The organism is Brumimicrobium oceani, from assembly GCF_003143775.1.
GTDB lineage: Bacteria > Bacteroidota > Bacteroidia > Flavobacteriales_D > Crocinitomicaceae > Brumimicrobium > Brumimicrobium oceani.
In genome coordinates this window covers 117,791-138,773 of the sequence record NZ_QFRJ01000003.1, presented here as the reverse complement: position 1 = coordinate 138,773, position 20,983 = coordinate 117,791, and the positions used below count along the sequence as shown (strand labels likewise).

16 protein-coding genes are annotated in these 20,983 nt (G+C 36.1%); 8 read left to right on the top strand and 8 right to left on the bottom strand.

The annotated features are described in order from the left end of the window. Window positions 1-5: 5 nt before the first annotated feature. Both DIT68_RS05890 and DIT68_RS05885 read left to right on the top strand, forming a co-directional pair. On the top strand, window positions 6-1,115 hold the full coding sequence (locus tag DIT68_RS05890) for a hypothetical protein (protein WP_109358895.1): 1,110 nt from the start codon (window positions 6-8) through the stop codon (window positions 1,113-1,115). 35 nt (window positions 1,116-1,150) lie between these two features. Then, window positions 1,151-2,647, top strand: coding sequence for an OmpP1/FadL family transporter (locus DIT68_RS05885; protein WP_109358894.1), 1,497 nt, complete (start codon window positions 1,151-1,153; stop codon window positions 2,645-2,647). Here DIT68_RS05885 and DIT68_RS05880 read toward each other — a convergent pair. Next, a complete protein-coding gene (locus DIT68_RS05880) occupies window positions 2,637-4,169 on the bottom strand; it encodes a hypothetical protein (RefSeq protein WP_109358893.1) in 1,533 nt (510 codons plus the stop codon). The two genes, DIT68_RS05885 and DIT68_RS05880, sit on opposite strands and share 11 nt — an antisense overlap. 175 nt (window positions 4,170-4,344) lie before the next feature. After that, window positions 4,345-5,331 (bottom strand): glucosaminidase domain-containing protein, encoded by a 987-nt coding sequence (locus tag DIT68_RS16645; protein ID WP_109358892.1) that lies wholly within the window; start codon window positions 5,329-5,331, stop codon window positions 4,345-4,347. Window positions 5,332-5,813: 482 nt separating this feature from the next. Between DIT68_RS16645 and DIT68_RS05870 the strand changes: the two genes are divergently transcribed. Continuing rightward, entirely contained in the window at window positions 5,814-7,124 is a 1,311-nt protein-coding gene (locus DIT68_RS05870; RefSeq protein WP_233244167.1) for an NAD(P)/FAD-dependent oxidoreductase, read from the top strand. A 6-nt stretch (window positions 7,125-7,130) separates the two neighbouring features. Here the strand turns inward: DIT68_RS05870 and DIT68_RS05865 are convergent, their stop codons facing one another. The 4 genes from DIT68_RS05865 to rlmB form a co-directional block, all read right to left on the bottom strand. Next, on the bottom strand, window positions 7,131-7,751 hold the full coding sequence (locus DIT68_RS05865; protein WP_109358890.1) for a LysE family translocator: 621 nt from the start codon (window positions 7,749-7,751) through the stop codon (window positions 7,131-7,133). Window positions 7,752-8,047: 296 nt separating this feature from the next. Continuing rightward, window positions 8,048-9,670 carry an ABC-F family ATP-binding cassette domain-containing protein gene (locus tag DIT68_RS05860; protein WP_109358889.1) on the bottom strand — a complete coding sequence of 541 codons (1,623 nt, stop codon included), beginning with the start codon at window positions 9,668-9,670 and terminating at the stop codon, window positions 8,048-8,050. Between the two features lie 98 nt (window positions 9,671-9,768). Further along, a complete protein-coding gene (locus DIT68_RS05855; protein WP_109358888.1) occupies window positions 9,769-11,280 on the bottom strand; it encodes a DEAD/DEAH box helicase in 1,512 nt (503 codons plus the stop codon). Between the two features lie 329 nt (window positions 11,281-11,609). Then, window positions 11,610-12,365 (bottom strand): 23S rRNA (guanosine(2251)-2'-O)-methyltransferase RlmB, encoded by a 756-nt coding sequence (gene rlmB / locus DIT68_RS05850; protein ID WP_109358887.1) that lies wholly within the window; start codon window positions 12,363-12,365, stop codon window positions 11,610-11,612. Window positions 12,366-12,680: 315 nt separating this feature from the next. On the opposite strand from rlmB, the gene DIT68_RS05845 reads away from it, so the two are divergent. From DIT68_RS05845 to menD, 3 genes are read left to right on the top strand one after another with little or no spacing between them, the layout of a single operon-like run. Continuing rightward, window positions 12,681-14,453, top strand: a complete 1,773-nt coding sequence (locus DIT68_RS05845) for an ABC transporter ATP-binding protein (protein ID WP_109358886.1) — start codon at window positions 12,681-12,683, stop codon at window positions 14,451-14,453. 1 nt (window position 14,454) lies between these two features. Next, a complete protein-coding gene (locus tag DIT68_RS05840) occupies window positions 14,455-15,309 on the top strand; it encodes a substrate-binding domain-containing protein (RefSeq protein WP_158276118.1) in 855 nt (284 codons plus the stop codon). A 44-nt stretch (window positions 15,310-15,353) separates the two neighbouring features. Next, the gene (menD, locus tag DIT68_RS05835) at window positions 15,354-17,087 is read left to right on the top strand and encodes a 2-succinyl-5-enolpyruvyl-6-hydroxy-3-cyclohexene-1-carboxylic-acid synthase (RefSeq protein ID WP_146194136.1); all 1,734 of its coding nucleotides are present in this window, start codon (window positions 15,354-15,356) and stop codon (window positions 17,085-17,087) included. Window positions 17,088-17,334: 247 nt separating this feature from the next. Here the strand turns inward: menD and DIT68_RS05830 are convergent, their stop codons facing one another. Beyond that, window positions 17,335-18,198, bottom strand: coding sequence for a rhomboid family intramembrane serine protease (locus tag DIT68_RS05830; protein ID WP_109358883.1), 864 nt, complete (start codon window positions 18,196-18,198; stop codon window positions 17,335-17,337). A gap of 398 nt (window positions 18,199-18,596) precedes the next feature. On the opposite strand from DIT68_RS05830, the gene DIT68_RS16295 reads away from it, so the two are divergent. Beyond that, window positions 18,597-18,770: a hypothetical protein gene (locus DIT68_RS16295; RefSeq protein ID WP_158276117.1), complete on the top strand. Its 174-nt coding sequence runs from the start codon at window positions 18,597-18,599 to the stop codon at window positions 18,768-18,770. Window positions 18,771-18,790: 20 nt separating this feature from the next. Here the strand turns inward: DIT68_RS16295 and DIT68_RS05820 are convergent, their stop codons facing one another. Beyond that, window positions 18,791-19,381: a hypothetical protein gene (locus DIT68_RS05820; protein WP_109358881.1), complete on the bottom strand. Its 591-nt coding sequence runs from the start codon at window positions 19,379-19,381 to the stop codon at window positions 18,791-18,793. Between the two features lie 302 nt (window positions 19,382-19,683). Between DIT68_RS05820 and fabF the strand changes: the two genes are divergently transcribed. Further along, window positions 19,684-20,928 (top strand): beta-ketoacyl-ACP synthase II, encoded by a 1,245-nt coding sequence (gene fabF / locus DIT68_RS05815; protein WP_109358880.1) that lies wholly within the window; start codon window positions 19,684-19,686, stop codon window positions 20,926-20,928. Window positions 20,929-20,983 lie beyond the last annotated feature (55 nt).

Here is a 20,983-nt window from a genome sequence, read left to right as displayed (position 1 = left end):
TTTTTATGAAAGCAACAATTAAAATATTATTCACATTAGGAGCAAGCGCTATTTTGAGCTCGTGTGCCAACGTTGGTTATATTTCTGAAAACGATGTTTACATGCAGGCTCCAACAGAATTAAATTTGGAAGAGGATGAAAACGATATTACCTCTTTTAATGCTTATAAAGCTAGTCAGAAGGGGGCATTTCAGCAAGAGTATCAGGATCCACGAGTAAATCAGCGCGTGCGAATGAATACCTTAATGATCATGAGTCTTTATCCCCGATATGGTTACTTCTACAATAGTCCTTATGGATATTATGGTATGGGATACAATCACCCAAATATGTACGGATATCGTGGGTTTAATTCTGGAATTGGCTTTGGAGGCTATCACAGCCAATATTACTATGGGTATTCTCCTTTTGGATACGGTTATGGTTATAGTCCTTATCACAATGGTGGGTACTATGGTTATTACGGAGGTCATTACGGATCTTATTACGGAAACGGTTACTACGGAAATGACTACTATGGTGGGAGTTATAACGGAAATGGAAATAGCGGTGCTATAGCCCAAGGAAAAAAAGTCTTTCAGGGACCTAGAAGATCGCCAATTTCAAATTCGAATCGCTCAAGTTATTACTCAATACCAAAGTCTGCAGTTTCAGTCTATACTCAAAAGAGTAAAAGTGGTATGAGCAAATCTGCCGTTGTTATGAGTAGAGATATTCAAAAAAGGAAGGCTACAGGTAGTGATTACAGCTTTAAGTCAAGAGAAGTGGTGCGATCATCAGATGACAGGTTTGGAAAGCAAGAAAGGTATAGAGCTCCAAGTGCAATGCCTACACAAAGAAATGTGGTAAATAGCGCTTACACTCCAAGTACATCATCTAGGGTGTCAGGAACTGTGAGAGCACCAAGTAGATCAAATGTGAACGTACAGCAGAGTAGGAGTGCTAGTCCTAATCGCTCATCGTCTCCACGCAGTGCTTCGCCACGATCAACAACTAGAACAGCTCCATCTTCCCCGAGAATGCAGCAGACACCTTCTAGTGGAAGAAGCGTATCGCCGGCGTCGAGGTCAGGAAGTTCAAATAGAACATCCTCTCCTTCTTCCAGAAGAAGATAGGGATAAGTCATTTATTAAATAATAATAATTTAACTATGAAAAAGATTAATAGTATAGGGCTTTTTTTGGCTGTTGTTACATTCACAAGTGCTAATTTATTTGCTCAAAATGAAAACGATGTTTTAAGGTATAGTAATACAGATGTTTTTGGGTCTGCACGATTTGAAGCCATGGCAGGGTCTTTTGGAGCTTTAGGTGCTGATTTTAGTGCGATACAAATTAATCCTGCCAGTATGGGAAGATTTTCTTCTTCCAATCTTTCGATTAGCTTAAATAACAGTTCTCTGCAAAATGAAGCGTTGTATAATGGAACTGCGACTGAAACACAACAAAACAAGTTTACAATAAGTAGTGGGGGTGCGGTTTTTACTACGGACTTAAGCGCGCAAAATAAGGGGAGGAAATTTAGTCAGTTTACTATAGGATATACTCGATTAAAGAATTTTAGTAATTCTAGAAGATATGAGGGGCAAAATTTATATTCTTTATTGGACGTTTATGCAAATGATGGATTAGGTATAGATCCAGAATATATTTTCACTGACAGACCTTTTTCAACTGGACTGGCTTATGATGTTGGTGCTGTCTATTATGATGAATCTAATTTCCAATATTACCCAGAACTAACACCTACAGGGAATATGTATCATGAACGTTCCATTCAAACAGATGGTGGAATTGGTGAATTTCATATTGGTTACTCTGAGAATTATATGAACAGGTTTTATTACGGAGCAAGTTTAGGAATAAGAAGAGTGAATTATAGCGAAAGCTATGTCCATAGTGAAAATGTGTTGGATACAGTTGGTGTGTCTTTAAGGTCTTTTGAATATGATTATGAACAGGTGACAGAAGGGACGGGTTTTAATCTAAAATTAGGTGTTCTATTCTTGCCTACTGAAGAATTTCGAATTGGATTAGCTTTTGAATCACCAACAATTATTAATCTAAATGATGAGTGGACTGCCACAATGAATGCTACTCACAATTATGGTTATGAAAGTATTCAGGCGACAGATGTGCCTGAAGGGCAATTTGGATACAGAATTAAAACACCTATGAAACTTAGGGGGTCTTTTGCTTATGTTTTTGGAATGCGAGGTGCCATTAATGTTGATTTAGAAATGTCTCGTTTGACAAATGGAAGAATAAGGCCTTCTAGTGATAATTCTTTTTATGGAAACGCATATACTTTTGATTACGAAAATGAAGGGGTGATGTTACTTTACAGAACAATTGTGAATACACGAATTGGAATGGAATATATGGTCTATCCTGATTTTTATTTGAGAGGTGGAGTGGCTATCTTACCGCAACCTTACGATAAAGAATTCATTGATATAACAAGTCCTAATATGACCTACTCCGGAGGAATAGGATGGGACAACAAGTATCTTTCTATCGACTTAAGCTACCGATTGTTTCAAGTCCAAGAGGAATACTATGCTTTTGATCCTTCAAGGATAGAGAACAGGACAGATTTTAAAACGAATATGCATAGTGTTGTATTGAGTGGTAGACTTAAGTTTTAAATTCCTGCTGAACAACTTCTGAAAAGGATTGATTGTTTATTTTTGACTTTAACCATGCAACAATGTTAATGTAATCAAGAATCACATTCTCATTCTCGTTTTCTAACAGCAATTCAATTTGACTCAATGTGTTTTTATAAATTGGAATTGTTTCAATTTCTGTAACTGTTTTGGCTATCTTTTTAATCTGTTTGATGAATACCTTTTCAATTTGGTGGTCCCTCTTTGTTTTGTTAAGGTGACGCATAGCCGAATTTGAGGAATATTCTAAGTAATCATAATTGGCCAATTCAAAATGAAGTAACAAATTTAAAATGCGGGCAAAGCTATAAATATCTTGACGAAGCTGCTGTTCGTTGTCGTTTAGAATAAGGTTTAGAAATTGTAACGCGCCTTTGTAATCAGCGGTTGCAAATAATGTGTAAGCAGCACTGAAATAGAATTTAATTTTTTGTTCCTTGCTAGACCTTTCTATCAATTCCTCATTTTCAAGGTACTGATTCTCAAAAACGGCAAGTGATTTGTCAAAGTAACCTTGGAAATTGTATAGGTTCATTTGATCAGTTAACAAGATGTTGTTTATGCGTATTGTCAGATGGAGTGAGTTGAATCCCTTTTTTCCTTTTAATCCTTTAATTTGGTCAATCATCTCTTGCGCCATCGTAAAGTCATTCCCATTGATGTAGCTTTGCATTAAGTGAAATAAAGTCAGGACATAGCGTTGACCAAGGTCGACCTTTATTTTTGGATTTGCATCAAGAATTGTTCTCACGCGATTAAACTTCTTATAGCTTAGTTCAAAATTTCTGTTCGTAGCCGCACAAAGCCCTTGAATGTAGTAGCATATAGAAGCTGCGCGTTTTGATAACGCTGTGTTTTTACCTTTTATTAAATGGTGATTTTCAATTTCATTCACCATTCTTCTTTCCTCTTCGTTTTTGGTAAAGGCATCACTCCTAAACAAGGCGTTAATTTTGGAATACAAAATATGGTATTCCGCTAAGTTTCGCAACTTGTCTATAATTTCACTTTCTTCTTTAATGATGTTGTTAAGGTCGACGTCAAAATCACCAGATTCATAAGATTCTTCGGTAAGTACTTTTTCCCATGAAATTAATTCGATAGAGAAGTAAAACTCTTCGTGTTCAACCGCTAATTTTTTCGCACGTTTTAGAAATTTAATAGACTCTTTATGCAAAGCCTTATTATAAAGAATTTCAATATTCTTAATTTCTTGCTTTAGAATATTCGAGGCAGATTGCTCACCATAGAATTGACGAAGACTTTTTAAAACTAGCTTGTACAGGTGATTTTTTTCAGAAGGAAGATGCTTTATAAAACGTTCTTTCTTAAAATGATCCTTTAATTTTTGTTCGTCATAAGCTGATTGACTATCAATGTAATCAAATAATTTAAAGTAATTTTTTTCCCCAGCCTGAATTGATGAGGAAAGTTTGAAAAAACGTTTCTCAGATTTTGTGAGGGATTTTACTAAATGAAATAATTCATTACTTGGTTTCATAAAGGAATCTGCTTTGGTCTACCTCACGAATCTAAGGAATTCTGGCCATAAAAAAAAGGAAGACTAGGTCTTATTTTTAAAATAAAAATGACTTTCTTTTGGGGATTAATAAATCTATTCAAAGATTCAAATCAAGAGAAATACCTAGATCTGTAGCGTGTTTGTAGTCAATGCTTTACTCAATGCTAAATGCTTTGGTCATGGCTACGTTAGGTTTGTTTTCGGTATTGAATTCTAGCAATGACTTTAGTTGAACGCCCAAATCTTGCGAAAGCTCCCAAAGATTATTCATTTGCCCAATTTTTTGCTCTACCTCTGCGTTGTCTATTCTTTTGCGCTTGCGCATAATGTAAACCTTATCTCCTTCGGACAGCACATCTTTGTTTGGTGGGAAATCATTCCAACGGTTCATTTGACGAAGGCTGAACCCATACTCTTTTGCTATTAAATAGAAGGTGTCATGTTTCCCCGCAATTACATATTTTGTGCGATTTGAGTTGGTGTATACTTTTCTTTTAGTGCTTTCCGACTTTTGAGCAGAAATGCCGTTTTTTATAGTCTTTTTCCCTTTTGAAACTTTGGTTTCTTTAGGAGTTACTGTTTCATTTCCTTCTGACTGGGTTTGACTCTGATTATCTGCTAAATAATCGTTAGCACCAAGCACATCGTATTGATGGAGCTCATAACGTTCTATTATGTCAATTAATCTTTTCGGGTACTGAGGATTCGTCGCATATCCGGCTTCTTTCAATCCTTTTGCCCAAGATTTATAATCGGTAATGTCTAATTCAAATAAGAAGGAGTAACGCGAACGAGTAGTTAGGAAGAGGCTGTGGTCTTGATAAGATTGAGCCGCGTCATCATATTTTCTGAAACACTCATTTTTCTTGTCGTCGTCTTTTAAAAATGTTTCTCCTTTCCAGTCATGGCACTTAATTCCAAAGTGGTTGTTGGCCTGTACGGCAAGTGCAGAGTTTCCAAACCCACTTTCTAGAATTCCTTGAGAAAGGGTGATGCTAGCAGGTATTCCATGAGTCAGCATTTGATTTATGGCAACATCTTTCCAGGTGTCAATGTATTTTTCTAATGAAATTTTGGAATCATTACTAAATGCTAAAAAGCTGAAAAAAAGTACTGAGGTAAGTGCCAAAAGTTTAGTCATCGCTCAAAGGTTTTATTAATAACAATACGCAAGTTACTAACAATGGTTACATGTTTTGTTGAAAACTTTATTTTTTTGTGTTGAAAACTATTTATTCCTTCATGAAAGAAGTATGGAAAGTAAGCATAAAGCCCAGCTGATTCTTTATCAGTCAATGTATTATTGCGAAGACAAGCGCTAAATCATCGATGTCTAGGAACTTTCAAAATTTCATTTATAAACTATGGCTCAGTAGTTTGCTTTAGTCTTGATTTCACCAACTATTTCCTGCTGCAAGCTCACAGACTTTTCAGCATTACAGGGATTGCTTCTTTTGTATTGAACCATAATTATAGCTCAATCTCATTTCTGAAAAGGGACAGGGGACTTTTGTTATCGTTTGCAAGCTTTTGAATTCATACTATTTTAACACCATTCGATTGTATTCCGTTGTTGAAATGAGTAATTTTATTTCCAGTATAATTTTTATAAATAGCATTAAGATGGAAGGGAAGAAAGTGACCAATACAATTCGTTTACCAGAGAATGGTTTACCCAGAATTGTAGTTATTGGAGGAGGTTTTGCTGGACTGTCATTTGTGAAAAAATTGAAAAACAAGGCGTTTCAGGTGGTTGTGATTGATAAGAACAACTTTCACCAATTTCAACCTTTGCTCTACCAAGTAGCTACAAGTGGAATTGTGCCAGACAGTATTGCTTTTCCGTTCAGAAAGCAGTTTAAAAATTACAAAAATGTATTTTTTAGAATGGCAGAAGTTATGAAAATTGATACTGAAAATAGACAAGTACTGACGGATATTGGACATGTTCATTACAATTATCTCGTGGTGGCCACTGGGAGCACAACAAATTTCTTTGGCTTGGAAGATGTTCAAAAAAATAGCCTTGGAATGAAAACAATTCAAGAGGCACTCGATATACGCAGTTTAATTTTGCAACGATTTGAAAAGGCTGTTGTCACTACAGATGATGAAACGAGAGATGCGCTTACCAATTTTGCTGTTATTGGTGGTGGGCCGGCAGGAGTGGAAACAGTGGGTGCAATTGCGGAATTTAAAAAGTACATTTTACCAAAGGACTATCCTGACTTAGATGTTTCTATGATGTCTATCTATTTGATAGAGTCAAATGATCGGTTACTGAAGGGGATGTCTGAAAAATCCTCGGAAATGTCCTTAAGGTATTTGAAGGAAATGGGCGTAAAGGTGCACTTGGATACCCGAGTAACCTCATATGATGGACATAAAATCCAAACATTTAATGGAGAGGGTTTTACTGCCAAAAGTGTAATTTGGACAGCGGGAGTGAAGGGTAATATTCCTGAAGGAATAAATGAAGAGTGTTTTGCGAAAGGAAATCGTTTATTAGTGAATGAGTACTCGGAAGTTAAAGGCTGCACAAATGTATATGCTATTGGAGATATTTCTGCAATGATTTCGGAAGAGTTTCCTTACGGACATCCTATGGTAGCTCAAACAGCGATCCAACAAGGAGATTTATTGGCTAAGAACCTTTTACGTCAGATTGGAGGAGAAAGCTTAAAAAAGTTTGAGTACAATGATAAGGGGTCTTTGGCCACTGTAGGGAAAAGAAAAGCAGTTGCAGATATTGGACGATTTAAATTTGGTGGCTATTTCGCATGGATTTTATGGTCTGTTGTTCACCTCATGTCTATCAGTGGATTCAAGAATAAACTTTTTGTAGGAATCAACTGGATTTGGAGTTACTTTACCTATGATAAAGGAAACCGTTTAATTATGAGAAGATATAAGGGAAGAAATAAAAAGCATTAATTCATCCTAATTCGAGAACGCAACTAATAGTCCCATGATAATAAAAACAACGCCGCTAATTTTCTTTAGTGAAAGTTTAGAATGGTTGGAGTTTTTAAATCTTTGAGCAAAATAGTTTGAAAAAAAGCTCAATGAAAGAAACCATGTTGTGGCTATTGCAGTCATGGTTGTTCCCAATAAAATAAAGGGTGTAGGGCTGTCTAAATGGTCAGGATTGATAAACTGTGGGAATAGTGCTAAAAAGAGGATGGCCACTTTTGGGTTTAGAATATTAGTAAGAAGGCCTGTTAAAAAATCATTTTGTGATTTAGGCTTTATTTCTTTCCCTATTTTTATTTCTTGTTTCTGCTCCTGAAACTTCATTATTCCTAAATAGATAATGTATGCCGCACCTAAATATTTAATGATACTGAATGCAGTTGGAGAGTTAGCGATGAGCATCGATAACCCAACAGCGCCTAAAAAGGTGTGAAATAGAATTCCAGTGCTTATTCCCAAGGTTGCAAAAATGCCCGCTTTCTTTCCTTGAACAATGGATTTATTGAGTACCAACAGAGTGTCCATTCCTGGGGTCATAACCAAAAACAAGCCTGTTAAAATAAAAGCAAAATAATTATCTATTCCCATTTTAGTCCATTAATTTCTAATTTAAAGTTCAAAGGCTCCAACATACTTGTCGGAGCCTTTGAATATCATATTACACGAATGAGTTGATTTGGAAAGAACAAAAGATTCTTTCACTATTTGCTTGGACGGAAACACAGCAAATTTAAAATTGAATCTTTTGAATTTATTTCATCTTTTTTCTTGTCGGCTGATGCGGCATTTCGGCAGGCTCTATGTGGCACATCTCCTAAAGAAATAAAATAATTCTCAAAATCTATACAATTTGTAAAAATCGTCTGTTTCCGACCAAGCACTAATTACGCGTAAAGTTCTTCTTGAAGTTGAGCGATTTTCTCATCTTTCAAATATTCGTCATAAGGAACTAATTTATCAATCATTCCATTAGGTGTGATTTCGATAATTCTTGTGGCTACAGTTTGCACCAATTCCTGGTCATGAGAAGTGAAGAGAATGATTCCTGGGAAATCACTCATTCCGTTATTCAATGCCGTAATTGACTCTAGATCTAAGTGGTTTGTAGGCTCGTCCATCATTAATAGATTGGCTTTCACCATCATTAATTTTGAAAGCATACATCTCACTTTTTCTCCTCCAGAAAGAACGGTTGCACTCTTCAATGCTTCCTCACCAGAAAACAACATTCTTCCTAAGAATCCACGAATGTAAACCTCTTCGCGTTCTTCCTCTGTTACGGAATAGTTTCTAAGCCAATCTACCAAACTTTCGTCTTTTTGGAAAAACTTATGGTTCTCATTTGGCAAATAAGCTGTTGTTATTGTTGTTCCAAATTTGAAATCCCCCGTTTTTGGTTCTTTTTCTCCGTTTAAAACTTCAAAAAATGCTGTTAGCGCTTGAGAGTTTTTAGAAATAAAAGCGATTTTATCATCTTTCCCTACATTTATATTAATGTCTTTGAATAGTACTTGGCCATCTTGTTCGAAAGATAGATTGTTGATATGAAGCACTTGATCTCCCGCTTCTCTTTCTTGTTCAAATACAATTCCAGGATATTTTCTAGAAGAAGGTTGGATTTCATCCAAATCTAATTTTTCGATTAGTTTTCTTCTACTCGTTGCTTGTTTCGATTTTGAAGCATTAGCAGAGAATCGAGAAATAAAGTCTTGAAGTTCTTTCTTTTTATCTTCTGCTTTTTTGTTTTTGTCTGCACGTTGTCTTGCCGCCAATTGAGAAGATTTGTACCAGAAAGTATAGTTTCCTGTGAATAGATTGATTTTTGAATAATCTATATCACAAATGTGTGTAACCACAGTATCCAGGAAGTGACGGTCGTGAGATACCACAATCACCGTGTTTTTAAAGTCCAACAGGAAGTCTTCGAGCCACTCTATAGTTTTTAAATCTAAATCATTGGTAGGCTCATCGAGTACCAACAAATCTGGATTTCCGAAAAGTGCCTGAGCCAAAAGTACACGAACTTTCAATGCATTTGGCATATCTTTCATTAATGTGGTGTGCATGGATTCATCGATTCCAAGATTTGAAAGCATGGTTGCAGCATCTGTTTCTGCATTCCAACCTTCCATGTCTCCGAATTCAATCTCCAATTCTGATGCCCTCATCCCATCTTCATCAGAAAAGTCTGGTTTAGCATAAAGTGCGTCTTTTTCTACCATGATTTCGAAAAGACGTTGGTGACCACGAAGTACGGTTTGTAATACTTCGTATTCATCAAACTCAAAGTGGTCTTGCTTTAAAACAGCCATTCGTTTTCCTGGCTCAAGTGCAACTTGTCCTTTCGTAGGTTCCTGATCTCCCGTTAATATTTTAAGAAATGTAGATTTACCAGCACCATTGGCACCAATAACCCCGTAACAGTTTCCGTGTGAAAACTTTAGGTTAACCTCGTCAAATAAGACGCGCTTCCCAAACTGAAGTGTTAAATTATTAACTGTAATCATAGCTTTTCAAAAATTTTGTGCAAAGGTACGCTAAATATGTTCAATCCATTACTTTGCGATTTAGAATTGAAATATATGGTATTGAAAGGATGTTTATATTATTCGTCTTCAAGCGTGGCACGAAGTTTTTGGCGCAATTGACGGTTGTATGTTTCCATCAAATACTTGAAATAGTTTCGAGTGCTTTTCGCAATACATTTTGTGTATTGTTTTAAACGGTGCTCTATATGCTCTTGAAGTGCTTCTTGTATTTCTAAGCCATCATAAAAATCTGTCGCTTTACTAAAAATCGCTTGGTAATGATTTTCTAAGGAATCATCCACGGCATACTTCCCTTTTTCGCCACGGTCTATATAGTCTTCATAAACCTCCTTCATCTTGAATTGATCCAAAATTTCAGTGTCTACTCGTTCTTTTACGTGCTTTGGAAGAGCGTAAGCAGCCTCAAACATGATGTCTTCTTGTTCAGATAATCGAGCTTCTAAGAAACGATCAGGGAATTGAAAGGCATCATCCCAATTGATGTAATCTTGCCATAATCCAAAACGACGTACATTATTTCCTAAATCAATTAATCTAAAAATATCTTTGTTCGGCAATTTTCTTGAACCACGCCCAATCATTTGATGATACAAAGTTAAGGAACGCGTAGCACGATTTAAGATTATTGTTTCTACTGTTGGCTCATCGAAACCTGTTGTTAAAATTCCTACAGAAGTAAGAATGGCATTAGGAGTCGTTTTAAACCAACTTAAAATGTCTTTTCTATCCTTATCTGAAAAAGTACTGTCTAAGTGACGAATTTTATATCCTCGTTTATGGAAAGTCTCCTGAACCCGGATGCTGGTTTCAATCCCCGAATTAAAAATCAAGGTTTTTGTATTTACAGCAACTTCTTCATAGGCAAAAAGTAATTTTTCCTGCATGAAATAGTTTCCATATACTTGCTCAGAACTGCTTACGGTAAAGTCACCATTGGACCCAATTTTTAATCCATGAAGGTTTACGTCGTAAGTGAAGGTTTCAGCATTCGCCAAATAACCTGCCTCAATTAATGAAGAGATACTTTCTCCAACCTTTAACTTGTCGTAGTGATCATTTAAAGGAAGTGCTTTATTTGAGCTTAAAGGAGTAGCGGTAACACCTAAAATATTCGCTTGTAAATAATATTGAAAAATTTTTCTAAAGCTATTGTAGTGTGCCTCATCGACGATTACTAATCCTATTTCTTTAATAAAATTCTCATCATCCTGTAAACGATTATTTAAAGTTTCTACCATTGCAATAAAGCAATTGTAGTTTTCTTGATCATCTAGTGTTTTTACTTCACTATTAATAATTTTATTACTTACTCCAATTGCAGAAAGTTGCTTGGCAGTTTGTACCGATAACTCTATACGGTGGGTAAGGATCAACACCTTTTTCTTCCAAGTCTCGATGTAGTTTTTAGTAATTTCAGAAAAAATCACAGTTTTACCACCTCCAGTAGGTAGTTGGAAGAGTAAATTAAAATCAGTTCCATTCTCCTTTAATTCTTCAATTATTTGGTTAACAGTTCTTTGTTGGAACGGGTAAAGGGTCTTGGGCTCAAAAAGTGCTTCGTCTATCATATCTTGATTGTCTCAAAAATTGGGGTACAAAAGTACGCCCTTTTTCGGGAACAAAAAAATAATAGACTAATATTTAATTTTTAAAGGTCTTTTTTATGGTTCTCTCATTAAGCTTTATAGCGCCTTATCTTAGAAAATCATATGTGCTTTACTTTATTGAATCATTTCGAATTTTTGATTAATTTTTAATCTTGATTTAACTTTCAATGAAAGACAAAAGTAAAGGAATTAGCGTTTTGGATTGATGGCAGGGATAATGATTCTACGGGCATAAAAAAACCGAGAACTTTTATTCTCGGTCATTAGCTATATTATATTTTTGAATTGACTTAACTCAAAATCATTTGTCTCATTTTTTCGTACAATACAATTCCTGCAGAAACCCCAACGTTATAGGAAGAAACAGTACCTAATAATGGAATTTTAGCACGTTGATGAGCTAGTTTTAAAAGTTCGGCAGAAATTCCGTCTTCCTCAGAACCCATAATAATCGCAGTTGGGCCAGTCATGGTTACATCAAAAACTAAATCATGCGTTTTTTCTGTACACGCTACAATGCGCAATCCTGACTCCTTTAAAAAAGCCACAGATTCTTCAAGATTTCTTGTTTTGCAAACGGGGATTTTATGTAGAGCACCAGAAGAAGTTTTGATGGAATCGCTGGTAATTAAAGCGGAATTTTTGTCCGGAACAATGATGGCATGAACACCTGAACATTCTGCCGTTCTTGCAATTGCTCCAAAATTTCTAACATCTGTAATTCTATCGAGTACTAAGAAGTTGGGAATATCTCCTCTTTCAAAAACGTCCGCTAAAACATCAGACAGTTCATGATAGATAACAGGCGAAATAAAGGCGATTACTCCTTGGTGGTTTTTCTGCGTTAGGCGGTTTAGCTTCTCAGCAGGAACAAACTGTAAAGTATACTTTTTATTTGCTAAAGCTTCTTTTAATTCTTTAAAAAGCGCTTTATCCATTCCGCGCTGAATCATTATTTTATTGATTTCTTTTCGGGCATCAATTGCTTCAATTACAGCATGAACTCCAAAAATTAAATCTTCTATCTCACCTTTTCTATTTGACATATCTTACTATTGTAAAGTGCAAAGTTAATGCTAGTTTTTGAATTAGCTTGTATTTTTAACAATGATAACGGACGATTTGCAAACTTAGCGAAGCGATCTCATGACCAAAGGGAGTAATCGTCTACATTGTATATTCGATTGATGATTATCTTTTGACATGTTCAATTTTTGAAATTGTCCATATTTTAACAATGGCAAGGACGTTTTACAAAACCTCCCTACATTGTATCTTCGAATTATTGGCTATCTTTTGTTATTAGGATAAATTATGCCACAAAAGTATGAAAATCTCATCTGACAGGCTATTTTTGCGGTATGGGTGACACTAAAAAACCAATATTTGATTTCTATATACTTAAACGCTTGTTCGTTTACGTTAATCCCTATAAGAAATATTTATTTCTAGCCTTTATTTTTACATTAGGTCTAGCGGTGGTTTCTCCACTTCGACCGAGTATTATTGGGAATATGGTGGATGAATACATTGAAAAAGATCAAAATGCAGACGCGTTATGGCTATGGACAATGATTATTATTGGAATGTTGGTTTTAGAAGCGGTATTTCAGTTTTTTACGACATTCTTCGCTAACCTTCTTGCGCAATCTGTAATTAAGGACATCAGAATCAAGCTGTTTAAGCATGTCATGTCTTTTAAGATGAAGTACTTTGATCAAACTCCAATTGGTTCTGTCGTTACACGAATTGTTTCTGACCTTGAAGCTATTTCCGAAATATTCTCTCAAGGACTCATTAACATGTTCAAGGACATCCTGGTGCTGCTCACCATTATCGTTTGGATGTTCATGTCAAACTCCATGTTAACAATCTTTGTTTTACTGCCAATTCCTTTGCTTTTAATGGCTACTCGAATTTTTGCAAAAGCAATGAAAAAGGCTTATCAAAAAGAAAGTGTTGAGGTAAACAGGTTAAATACTTTTGTGCAAGAGCGTTTAACAGGAATGTCTATTTTGCAGTTGTTTAATCGTGAGGAAGTAGAGAAGGAACGCTTCGCAAAAATTAACGCACGACACCGACAAGCGCATGTAGATACCATTTGGGCCAATTCAATATTTTTTCCTGTTGTGGAATTTCTAACTTCTTTATCCATCGCTTTCCTTATTGTGTTTAGCGCATGGTCTATCGCAAGTGGACTTTCAATCTCAGCAGATTCAACGGGTACAATTGTGAAATTCACTTTGTGGGTAAACATGTTGTATAGGCCAATTCGACAATTAGCAGATAAATTTAATGTCTTGCAGAGGGGAGTTGTTCGTGCAGAACGTGTTTTTAAAACGCTGGATAGAGACGAAGTAATTCAGGATGCCGGGGAGATCAAGAGTTTGGATTTTCAGAAAGACATTCATTTTGATAAAGTTTGGTTCGCCTACCAAGACGAAGATTGGGTTTTAAAGGATATTAATTTGACCATAAAACCTAACCAAACTGTGGCTTTTGTTGGAGCTACAGGTGCAGGAAAATCTTCCATCGTCAATTTACTTTCTCGTTTTTATGAATATCAGAAAGGAACAATTACGATTGGAGAAACCGATATTCGAGATATTGATTTAACTTATTTAAGAAAGAACATTTCCATTGTTTTACAAGATGTTTTCTTATTCTCTGATACAATTATGAACAATATCACCTTGGGGGATCGGAGTATTTCAAAAGCGCAGGTAATGGAAGCAGCGAAAGCAGTTGGAGCTCATGAATTTATTATGAAACTGCCAAACAATTATGAATATGAAATTGGCGAGAGAGGAGGAGTGCTCTCTACTGGGCAACAGCAATTATTGGCATTCATTCGGGCTTATGTTTTTAACCCACATATCTTAATTTTGGATGAGGCCACTTCAAGTGTAGACAATGAAAGTGAAGAATTAATTCAAAAAGCAACAGAGCAGTTAACAGTGGGAAGAACATCTATTGTAATTGCGCACAGGTTGTCAACAATTCAACGCGCAGATAAAATAATAGTATTAGATCAAGGTCGTGTAATGGAAGGGGGAAGTCATCAAGAGCTTTTGGCAAAAGATGGTTTTTATAAGAATTTATACGAAAAACAATTTTTAGGTAATGAAGAATAAAATGAAGTTAAAAATAGGAGGAGTTCCAGAACACTTTAATTTACCATGGAGGTTGGCAATGCAAGAAGGAGATTTCTTAAAGGAAAACATTGCTTTACACTGGGAAGATATGGGCGGAGGAACAGGACAAATGATCAAAGGTTTACAAAACAAAACCATAGATGTAGCTGTTTTGTTAACAGAAGGAATCTCAAGAGCTATTTTGCAAGGATTGGATGCGAAGATACTGCAGGTTTATGTGAAGTCTCCCTTACATTGGGGAATTCACGTACCCTTCGACGATAAATCGATTCAGCAAACAGATGAATTAGAAGGGAAGACTTTTGCTATTTCGCGAGAAGGTTCTGGTTCGCACTTGATGTCTTATGTTTTGGCAGATCAGAAAGGGTGGAATATTGATAAATTGAGATTCAACAGTGTGGGGGACGTTTATGGTGGACTTTGGGCATTGGCGCACAACGAAGCGCAAGCGTTTTTATGGGAGAAGTATACAACACATCCCTACACAGAGCAAAAAAAATGTCGCTATATTGATGAGGTGGTTACGCCTTGGCCTTGTTTCGTTGTGGCAGTGCGCAGTGAAATAGCAGAGCAGTATGAGGAAGAATTGCAAACAATGCTTGATGTAGTAAACAAAAAAGCAAGGTCTGTAAAAGAAAATGAAAATACCCCAGAGGTCCTTGCCTGGAGGTATGGTTTAAAGCTAGACGATGTAACCAAATGGTTGAGCGAAACCGAGTGGAATTATGACGGTGAAAAGTTTGATGAGGACTTTGATAATGTTATTAAATACTTGCTAAAACTGAAGTTAATTAGTGCGCAAGAGGCAGAAAATTATAAGACTAAATTGTTTTAGCATACGAAGTATATTTCTATACAAATGAATAAGTGAAAAGTGAAATGGGAAAAGTAAGTGAAAAAGCTGGAGTACAACAGTTGGTAGAATCGTTTTTTAATCATGGAGTGAAGTATGTTGTATTTTCTCCTGGGTCCAGAAACGCACCGCTTGTGGTTAGTTTTGCGAACGATGAACGCTTTAAATGTTTCGTAATTCCAGATGAGAGAAGCGCTGCTTTTTATGCAATGGGAATGGCTGAACAATCGAACACACCTGTTCCTGTCATGTGTACTTCTGGTTCTGCGCTTTTAAATTATTATCCTGCCGTGAGTGAAGCTTTTTACAGAAATATTCCTTTAATCGTTGTTTCTGCAGATAGACCAAGTGAATGGACAGACCAAGGAGATGGACAAACCATTCGGCAAGAGAATGTTTTTCATAATCATATTTGTGCTTCGGTGGCTTTGTTTGAAAATCCAAACTCTGATGATCAAAGATGGTTCAATAATAGGTCTCTTGATGAAGTATTGAATACCGCTAAATCTCCAAAAGGAGGACCTGTTCACTTCAATTTTCCTTTTACAGAGCCTTTATATAAAACGATCGAAAATGTAGAATCTTCAAAAGATGCACAAGCTTCGATAGAGGTTTTAGACCTTCACCCTCAGTTATCTTCTACTCAGAAGGAGGAATTAACAAAGATCTGGAATAATTCTCCTCGGAAATTAATATTGTGTGGTCAAATGCCCAAAAACGGATATTTGAATGAACAATTGAAGAATTTAGCCAATGATAGAAGTGTTGCCATTGTTGTGGAGAATACAAGTAATCTTCAGGATAGGGGTTTTATTCATTGCATTGACAGAACGATCTCGAGTTTCTTGGAAGAAAATCCAGCGCTCTATCAGCCCGATTTGTTGATTACCATTGGAGGAGCCGTAATTTCCAAGAAGATAAAAACCTATTTAAGGAAATTCAAGCCAAAACACAATTGGAAAATCGGGCAAGAGTTTCCGTATATGGATACTTACCAATCCTTAACGAAGACAATTCCAATACAAGCGAATGCCTTTTTAGATTTCCTTTTAGAAGATGGTTTTAATCGAAACTCTTCACGATACGGAGAACAATGGAAGCAGTTAGATTATTTAACGCAAGGCAATCACATGATGTATTTGGAGACGGCTCCGTATTCAGATTTATCTGTTTTTAATTTGATCTTGGATGCTATTCCAGACCAAAGTAGCTTGCATTTATCCAACAGTTCAGTTATTCGCTATGCTCAGCTTTTTGATCCTATTAAGAGCATTAGTTACTACTGTAATCGCGGAACAAGTGGGATAGACGGTTCAACAAGCACAGCGATCGGAAATGCAATTGCTGGAGATACACAATTGCATACTTTCATCACCGGCGATATTAGCTTTTTCTATGATAGCAATGCATTTTGGAATCACCATGTGCCTTCAAATTTCCGAGTGTTTTTGATTAACAATGGAGGAGGCGGAATATTTAATATTATTCCAGGTCCAAAAAGCACTCCGCAAGGTGATGAGTTTTTTGTAGCCAAACATTCTTTCTCTGCCAAATCTATTGCAGAAGCTTTTAATGTGAATTATTACGCAGCGAATTCCATGTTAGAAATTGACAGTCAACTCGATGTGTTTATGGAAATTCAAGACAACGACAGACCAGCAATAATGGAGGTCTTCACAGATGGTGATGAAAGTGGAAAGATTCTATTGGATTATTTGGAGAAAACAAAGGTGAAGGATATTCCGGTTTTGGAAATGTAGAATCATTTTAGTGCTTTTTTCTTGGGCGAATCCCAGCCATTTTTTTCTTGAGTAAATAATTTTTATTAAACAAGAAAAAAATGTCAGCGTCGGACTTTCCACTATATCTCTGCCTGAAGGGGCAAAGGATGCCGTTACTATCCCTTTCGCAGAAATGGGCTTCGATTAATTGAGTCATTGAAGAACAACAACAGACGATTTAACCAACAGTCCAACGGTGTATCTTCGAATTGTGTTTTTTGTTGTATCAATCCTCCTTCTTTTTCTTGGGAATGAAATGGTAATTCACTCCAAAACCTTGTGTTGAAGAACTGTTTTTTGAATCGGTTGAACTGTTTTCTGTTGATTGATTCTTTGGGTTTTCTTGCAATTGTTTTTTGGCTTCTAGGGCTTCAACTCTTTGCTGAATTTCCTCTTGTTTTTGTAGTTGTTGTTCTTCCCAAATTCTTCTGCGTTCTTTCCATTCACCCTCTAAATCCGGTGGCTCTATTCCCATTTCTTTTTCAATTTCATAGCGGTATTTTGGTGGGACAGGTCCTTTTTTACGGAAGGCAACTGCGACTATAGCACCAACCAAGAAACCGGATAAATGCCCTTCCCAAGAAACGCCTTGTTCCATCGGGAAAATCCCCCAAATCATAGAGCCATAAACGAAAGCCACAGCCAAGGAAATGGCTTGTAATGGTAAATACTTTTTGAAGAAACCGCTGATGAATAAAAATCCGAATAAACCGTAAATTACCCCTGACATTCCAATGTGGTAAGATTGTGTGTTAACAGCTAAATACCACAATAAAAATCCGGCACCCAGCCAAATGAATAGTACAACGTACAAGGCAATTTCTCTATAAAAGTAAATCAACGCACCAAGTAGCATAAACGTGGGGATTGAATTGTTAATGATATGAGAAAAATCGCGTTGACCATGGATAAAAGGCATCAGGAAAATTCCTTTGATACCTTCTACGGTTTGCGGTTTCACACCGTATTTGTATAAATCTAAATGAAAATATCTGTCAATTAAAAATACAACCCACATGATAATCAAAACCAATAATGGATAGATTATAGCTTCTAATGTTCTTCCTTTTTGAGTTTGGATTGTCTTCATGGTTTTTGGATGTCAAAATCTGTTCCTTGAATTTTTATGCGTCATTATGGCATAAGTTGATGTGAAGTGTGATAAATCGTTTCATTTTTTTATATTAGCAATTAAGTATTTTTGAATGAAATAGTTTAAAGATACAATAACTGTATTGTTTTTTTACTGTTCAACGCTATTTAAAGCTAAAGCGAGTTTACAGAAAAAAATGCTTATTAATTAAAATTAAATAAATGAAAAATCTGCTTTTAACATTGTTATTTCTTGGCTCAATCCACTTTGCATAAAGTCAAGAAGGAAAAATTAAAACTACAGTAATTGAAACTGAAATTTTCTGTGACCATTGTTCTGAATGTGAATCATGTGATCGAAATATATTCCTTAGGGTAGATCAAAATACCAAAGGAGTGAGAAAGGTGAAAATCGATGCAGAAACAAACACAATTACGGTTACTTACAATTCAAAAAAGACGAATTTAGAAGAAATTGAAAAAGCAATTGCCCTTTCAGGTTTTAAAGCCAATGATGTTGAACCAACTGAGGAAGCCTACAATAGTTTGGATGGATGTTGTAAGAAGTAATAGCTAATATTCAAATGCTGTTATTGCACGCAAACATCTTCCCAAGCCTCCCACTCTCCGGTGTTTAAGTTTATGTGTCCCTTTAGGCATTTGTTTTCTTGGTTGTTAATTGTACCAATAATTAAAACATAAGGATCTCCATCTTCTCTTGGTAATTTACCAGGAACATAATATGTTGCGCGATCGGGCACTGCAACTTGGTACCCCGTAGAGTCTTTAATGGCTGTTTTCAATTCATCACAATTGTTGTATTTTAATTGGTCTAACAAATTATATGAACTAATTTCGGAATGAACCATATTATTAATGTTAAAATCAATTTGGCTTTCATCAAAATTTACATCTCTAGGTATGTTTAGGTGTTCAAACGCTTCGTACGAAGAATTCATTGTTACTAGAAACTCATCCTGGCAATTAATAGTCATCCAATCGATTTTTAATTGATAATCGATTCTAAATGAAACACCGGCATTCCAAGCTATTGATGAAATTTTGTAATCAACTATATGTGCATCAAAATATGATTCCGACATAGCGCTTTTATTCATCACGAGAGACTTCCATATTTCAAAGTATTCATTTTGTTGATTTTGTGATAATATATTTCCCATTGAAGGAAGGTTAGAGTTGAGAAAACAGTTGTTTTTGGCACTACTGCTACTTTTTTTCTCAATATCTTTTTTGTTGCATGCCAATAATAATATGCTTAGCGATATTGATAGAATGAGTTTTAATGGCTTCATAATAGTTTTGATTTCATATTAATCTCACTAATTTACAATTTTTTTTGGGGGCTTCATAAAGCTTGTTTATTAATTTTTCAATACTGAGTGTTTTCAAATCCCGACTTGATACTCGCTACTCCTTACTGTATTATTTCTTATATTCGCCCCGCAATAAAAAACAAAATAATATGCGTAGAGTTGTAATCACAGGGATGGGAGCCCTTACTCCAATTGGAAATTCAGTGGATGCTTTTTGGGAAAATGCAATTGCTGGAACGAGCGGAGCAGCTCCAATTAAAACTTTTGATGCCTCTAAATTTAAAACACAATTTGCTTGTGAGTTGAAAGACTTTAAGGCAGAGGATCATTTAGATAGGAAAGAGCGTAAGAAGTACGATATGTTTACGCAATACGCGTTGGTGGCTGTAGACGAAGCGATTAAACAAGCCAAAATTGATTTCGAAAATATTGATTTGAATAGAGTAGGTGTGATTTGGGGATCTGGAAACGGAGGAATCCAAACTTTTGAAAATCAGTTGAAAGAGTATCATGATGGAGATGGAACGCCTCGTTTCAATCCTTACTTCATCCCAAGAATATTAGTCGATATTGCTGCAGGTGTTATTTCAATGAAATATGGACTAAAAGGCATAAACTTCGCACCAGTTTCGGCCTGTGCAACTTCTACAACTGCGATTATTGAGGCCTTTAACTATGTGCGTTGGAACAAAGCAGATATGATTGTTTCTGGTGGTTCAGAATCTCCAATTGGAGCGGCGACCATAGGCGGTTTTGGTTCTTTAAAAGCTTTATCTACAAAAAATGATGACCATGCAACTGCTTCTCGTCCTTTTGATGTAAACCGAGATGGTTTCGTAATGGGAGAAGGTGCTGGAGCATTAGTTGTAGAGGAATTAGAGCATGCTAAGAAGCGTGGTGCAACCATAATAGCTGAAATTGTAGGCGGTGGAATGGCTGCCGATGCTTATCATTTAACAGGAACACATCCTGAAGGAGAAGGTGCAATTAGAGGAATGAATTTAGCCCTAGAAGAGGCGGAAATCACTGCTGATAAAGTGGATTATGTCAACATGCATGCAACTTCAACTCCAAATGGAGATGTAAGTGAGATTAAAGCCTTGGATGCAGTTTTTGAGAAAAGAAATTCTTTATTGGTAAGTGGTACAAAGTCCATGACAGGTCACTTGTTAGGTGCTGCTGGGGCCATAGAAACTATTCTATGTGCACAATCCATCAAACACCAAATGGTCGCTCCAACTATTAATGTGGAAAATTTTGAAGAAGCTTGTAAAAATAGCTACAACTTCCCTGTTGGTAAAGGTGTACCTGCCAAAGTAGATTACGCTTTAAGTAATACTTTCGGATTTGGCGGACATATTGCAGCAGTGCTTTTGAAACGTTACGAGGAGTAGTATATGCTACATGATTATAACCGCTAAGTTCGCAAAGAACACGTAAAGTTCACAA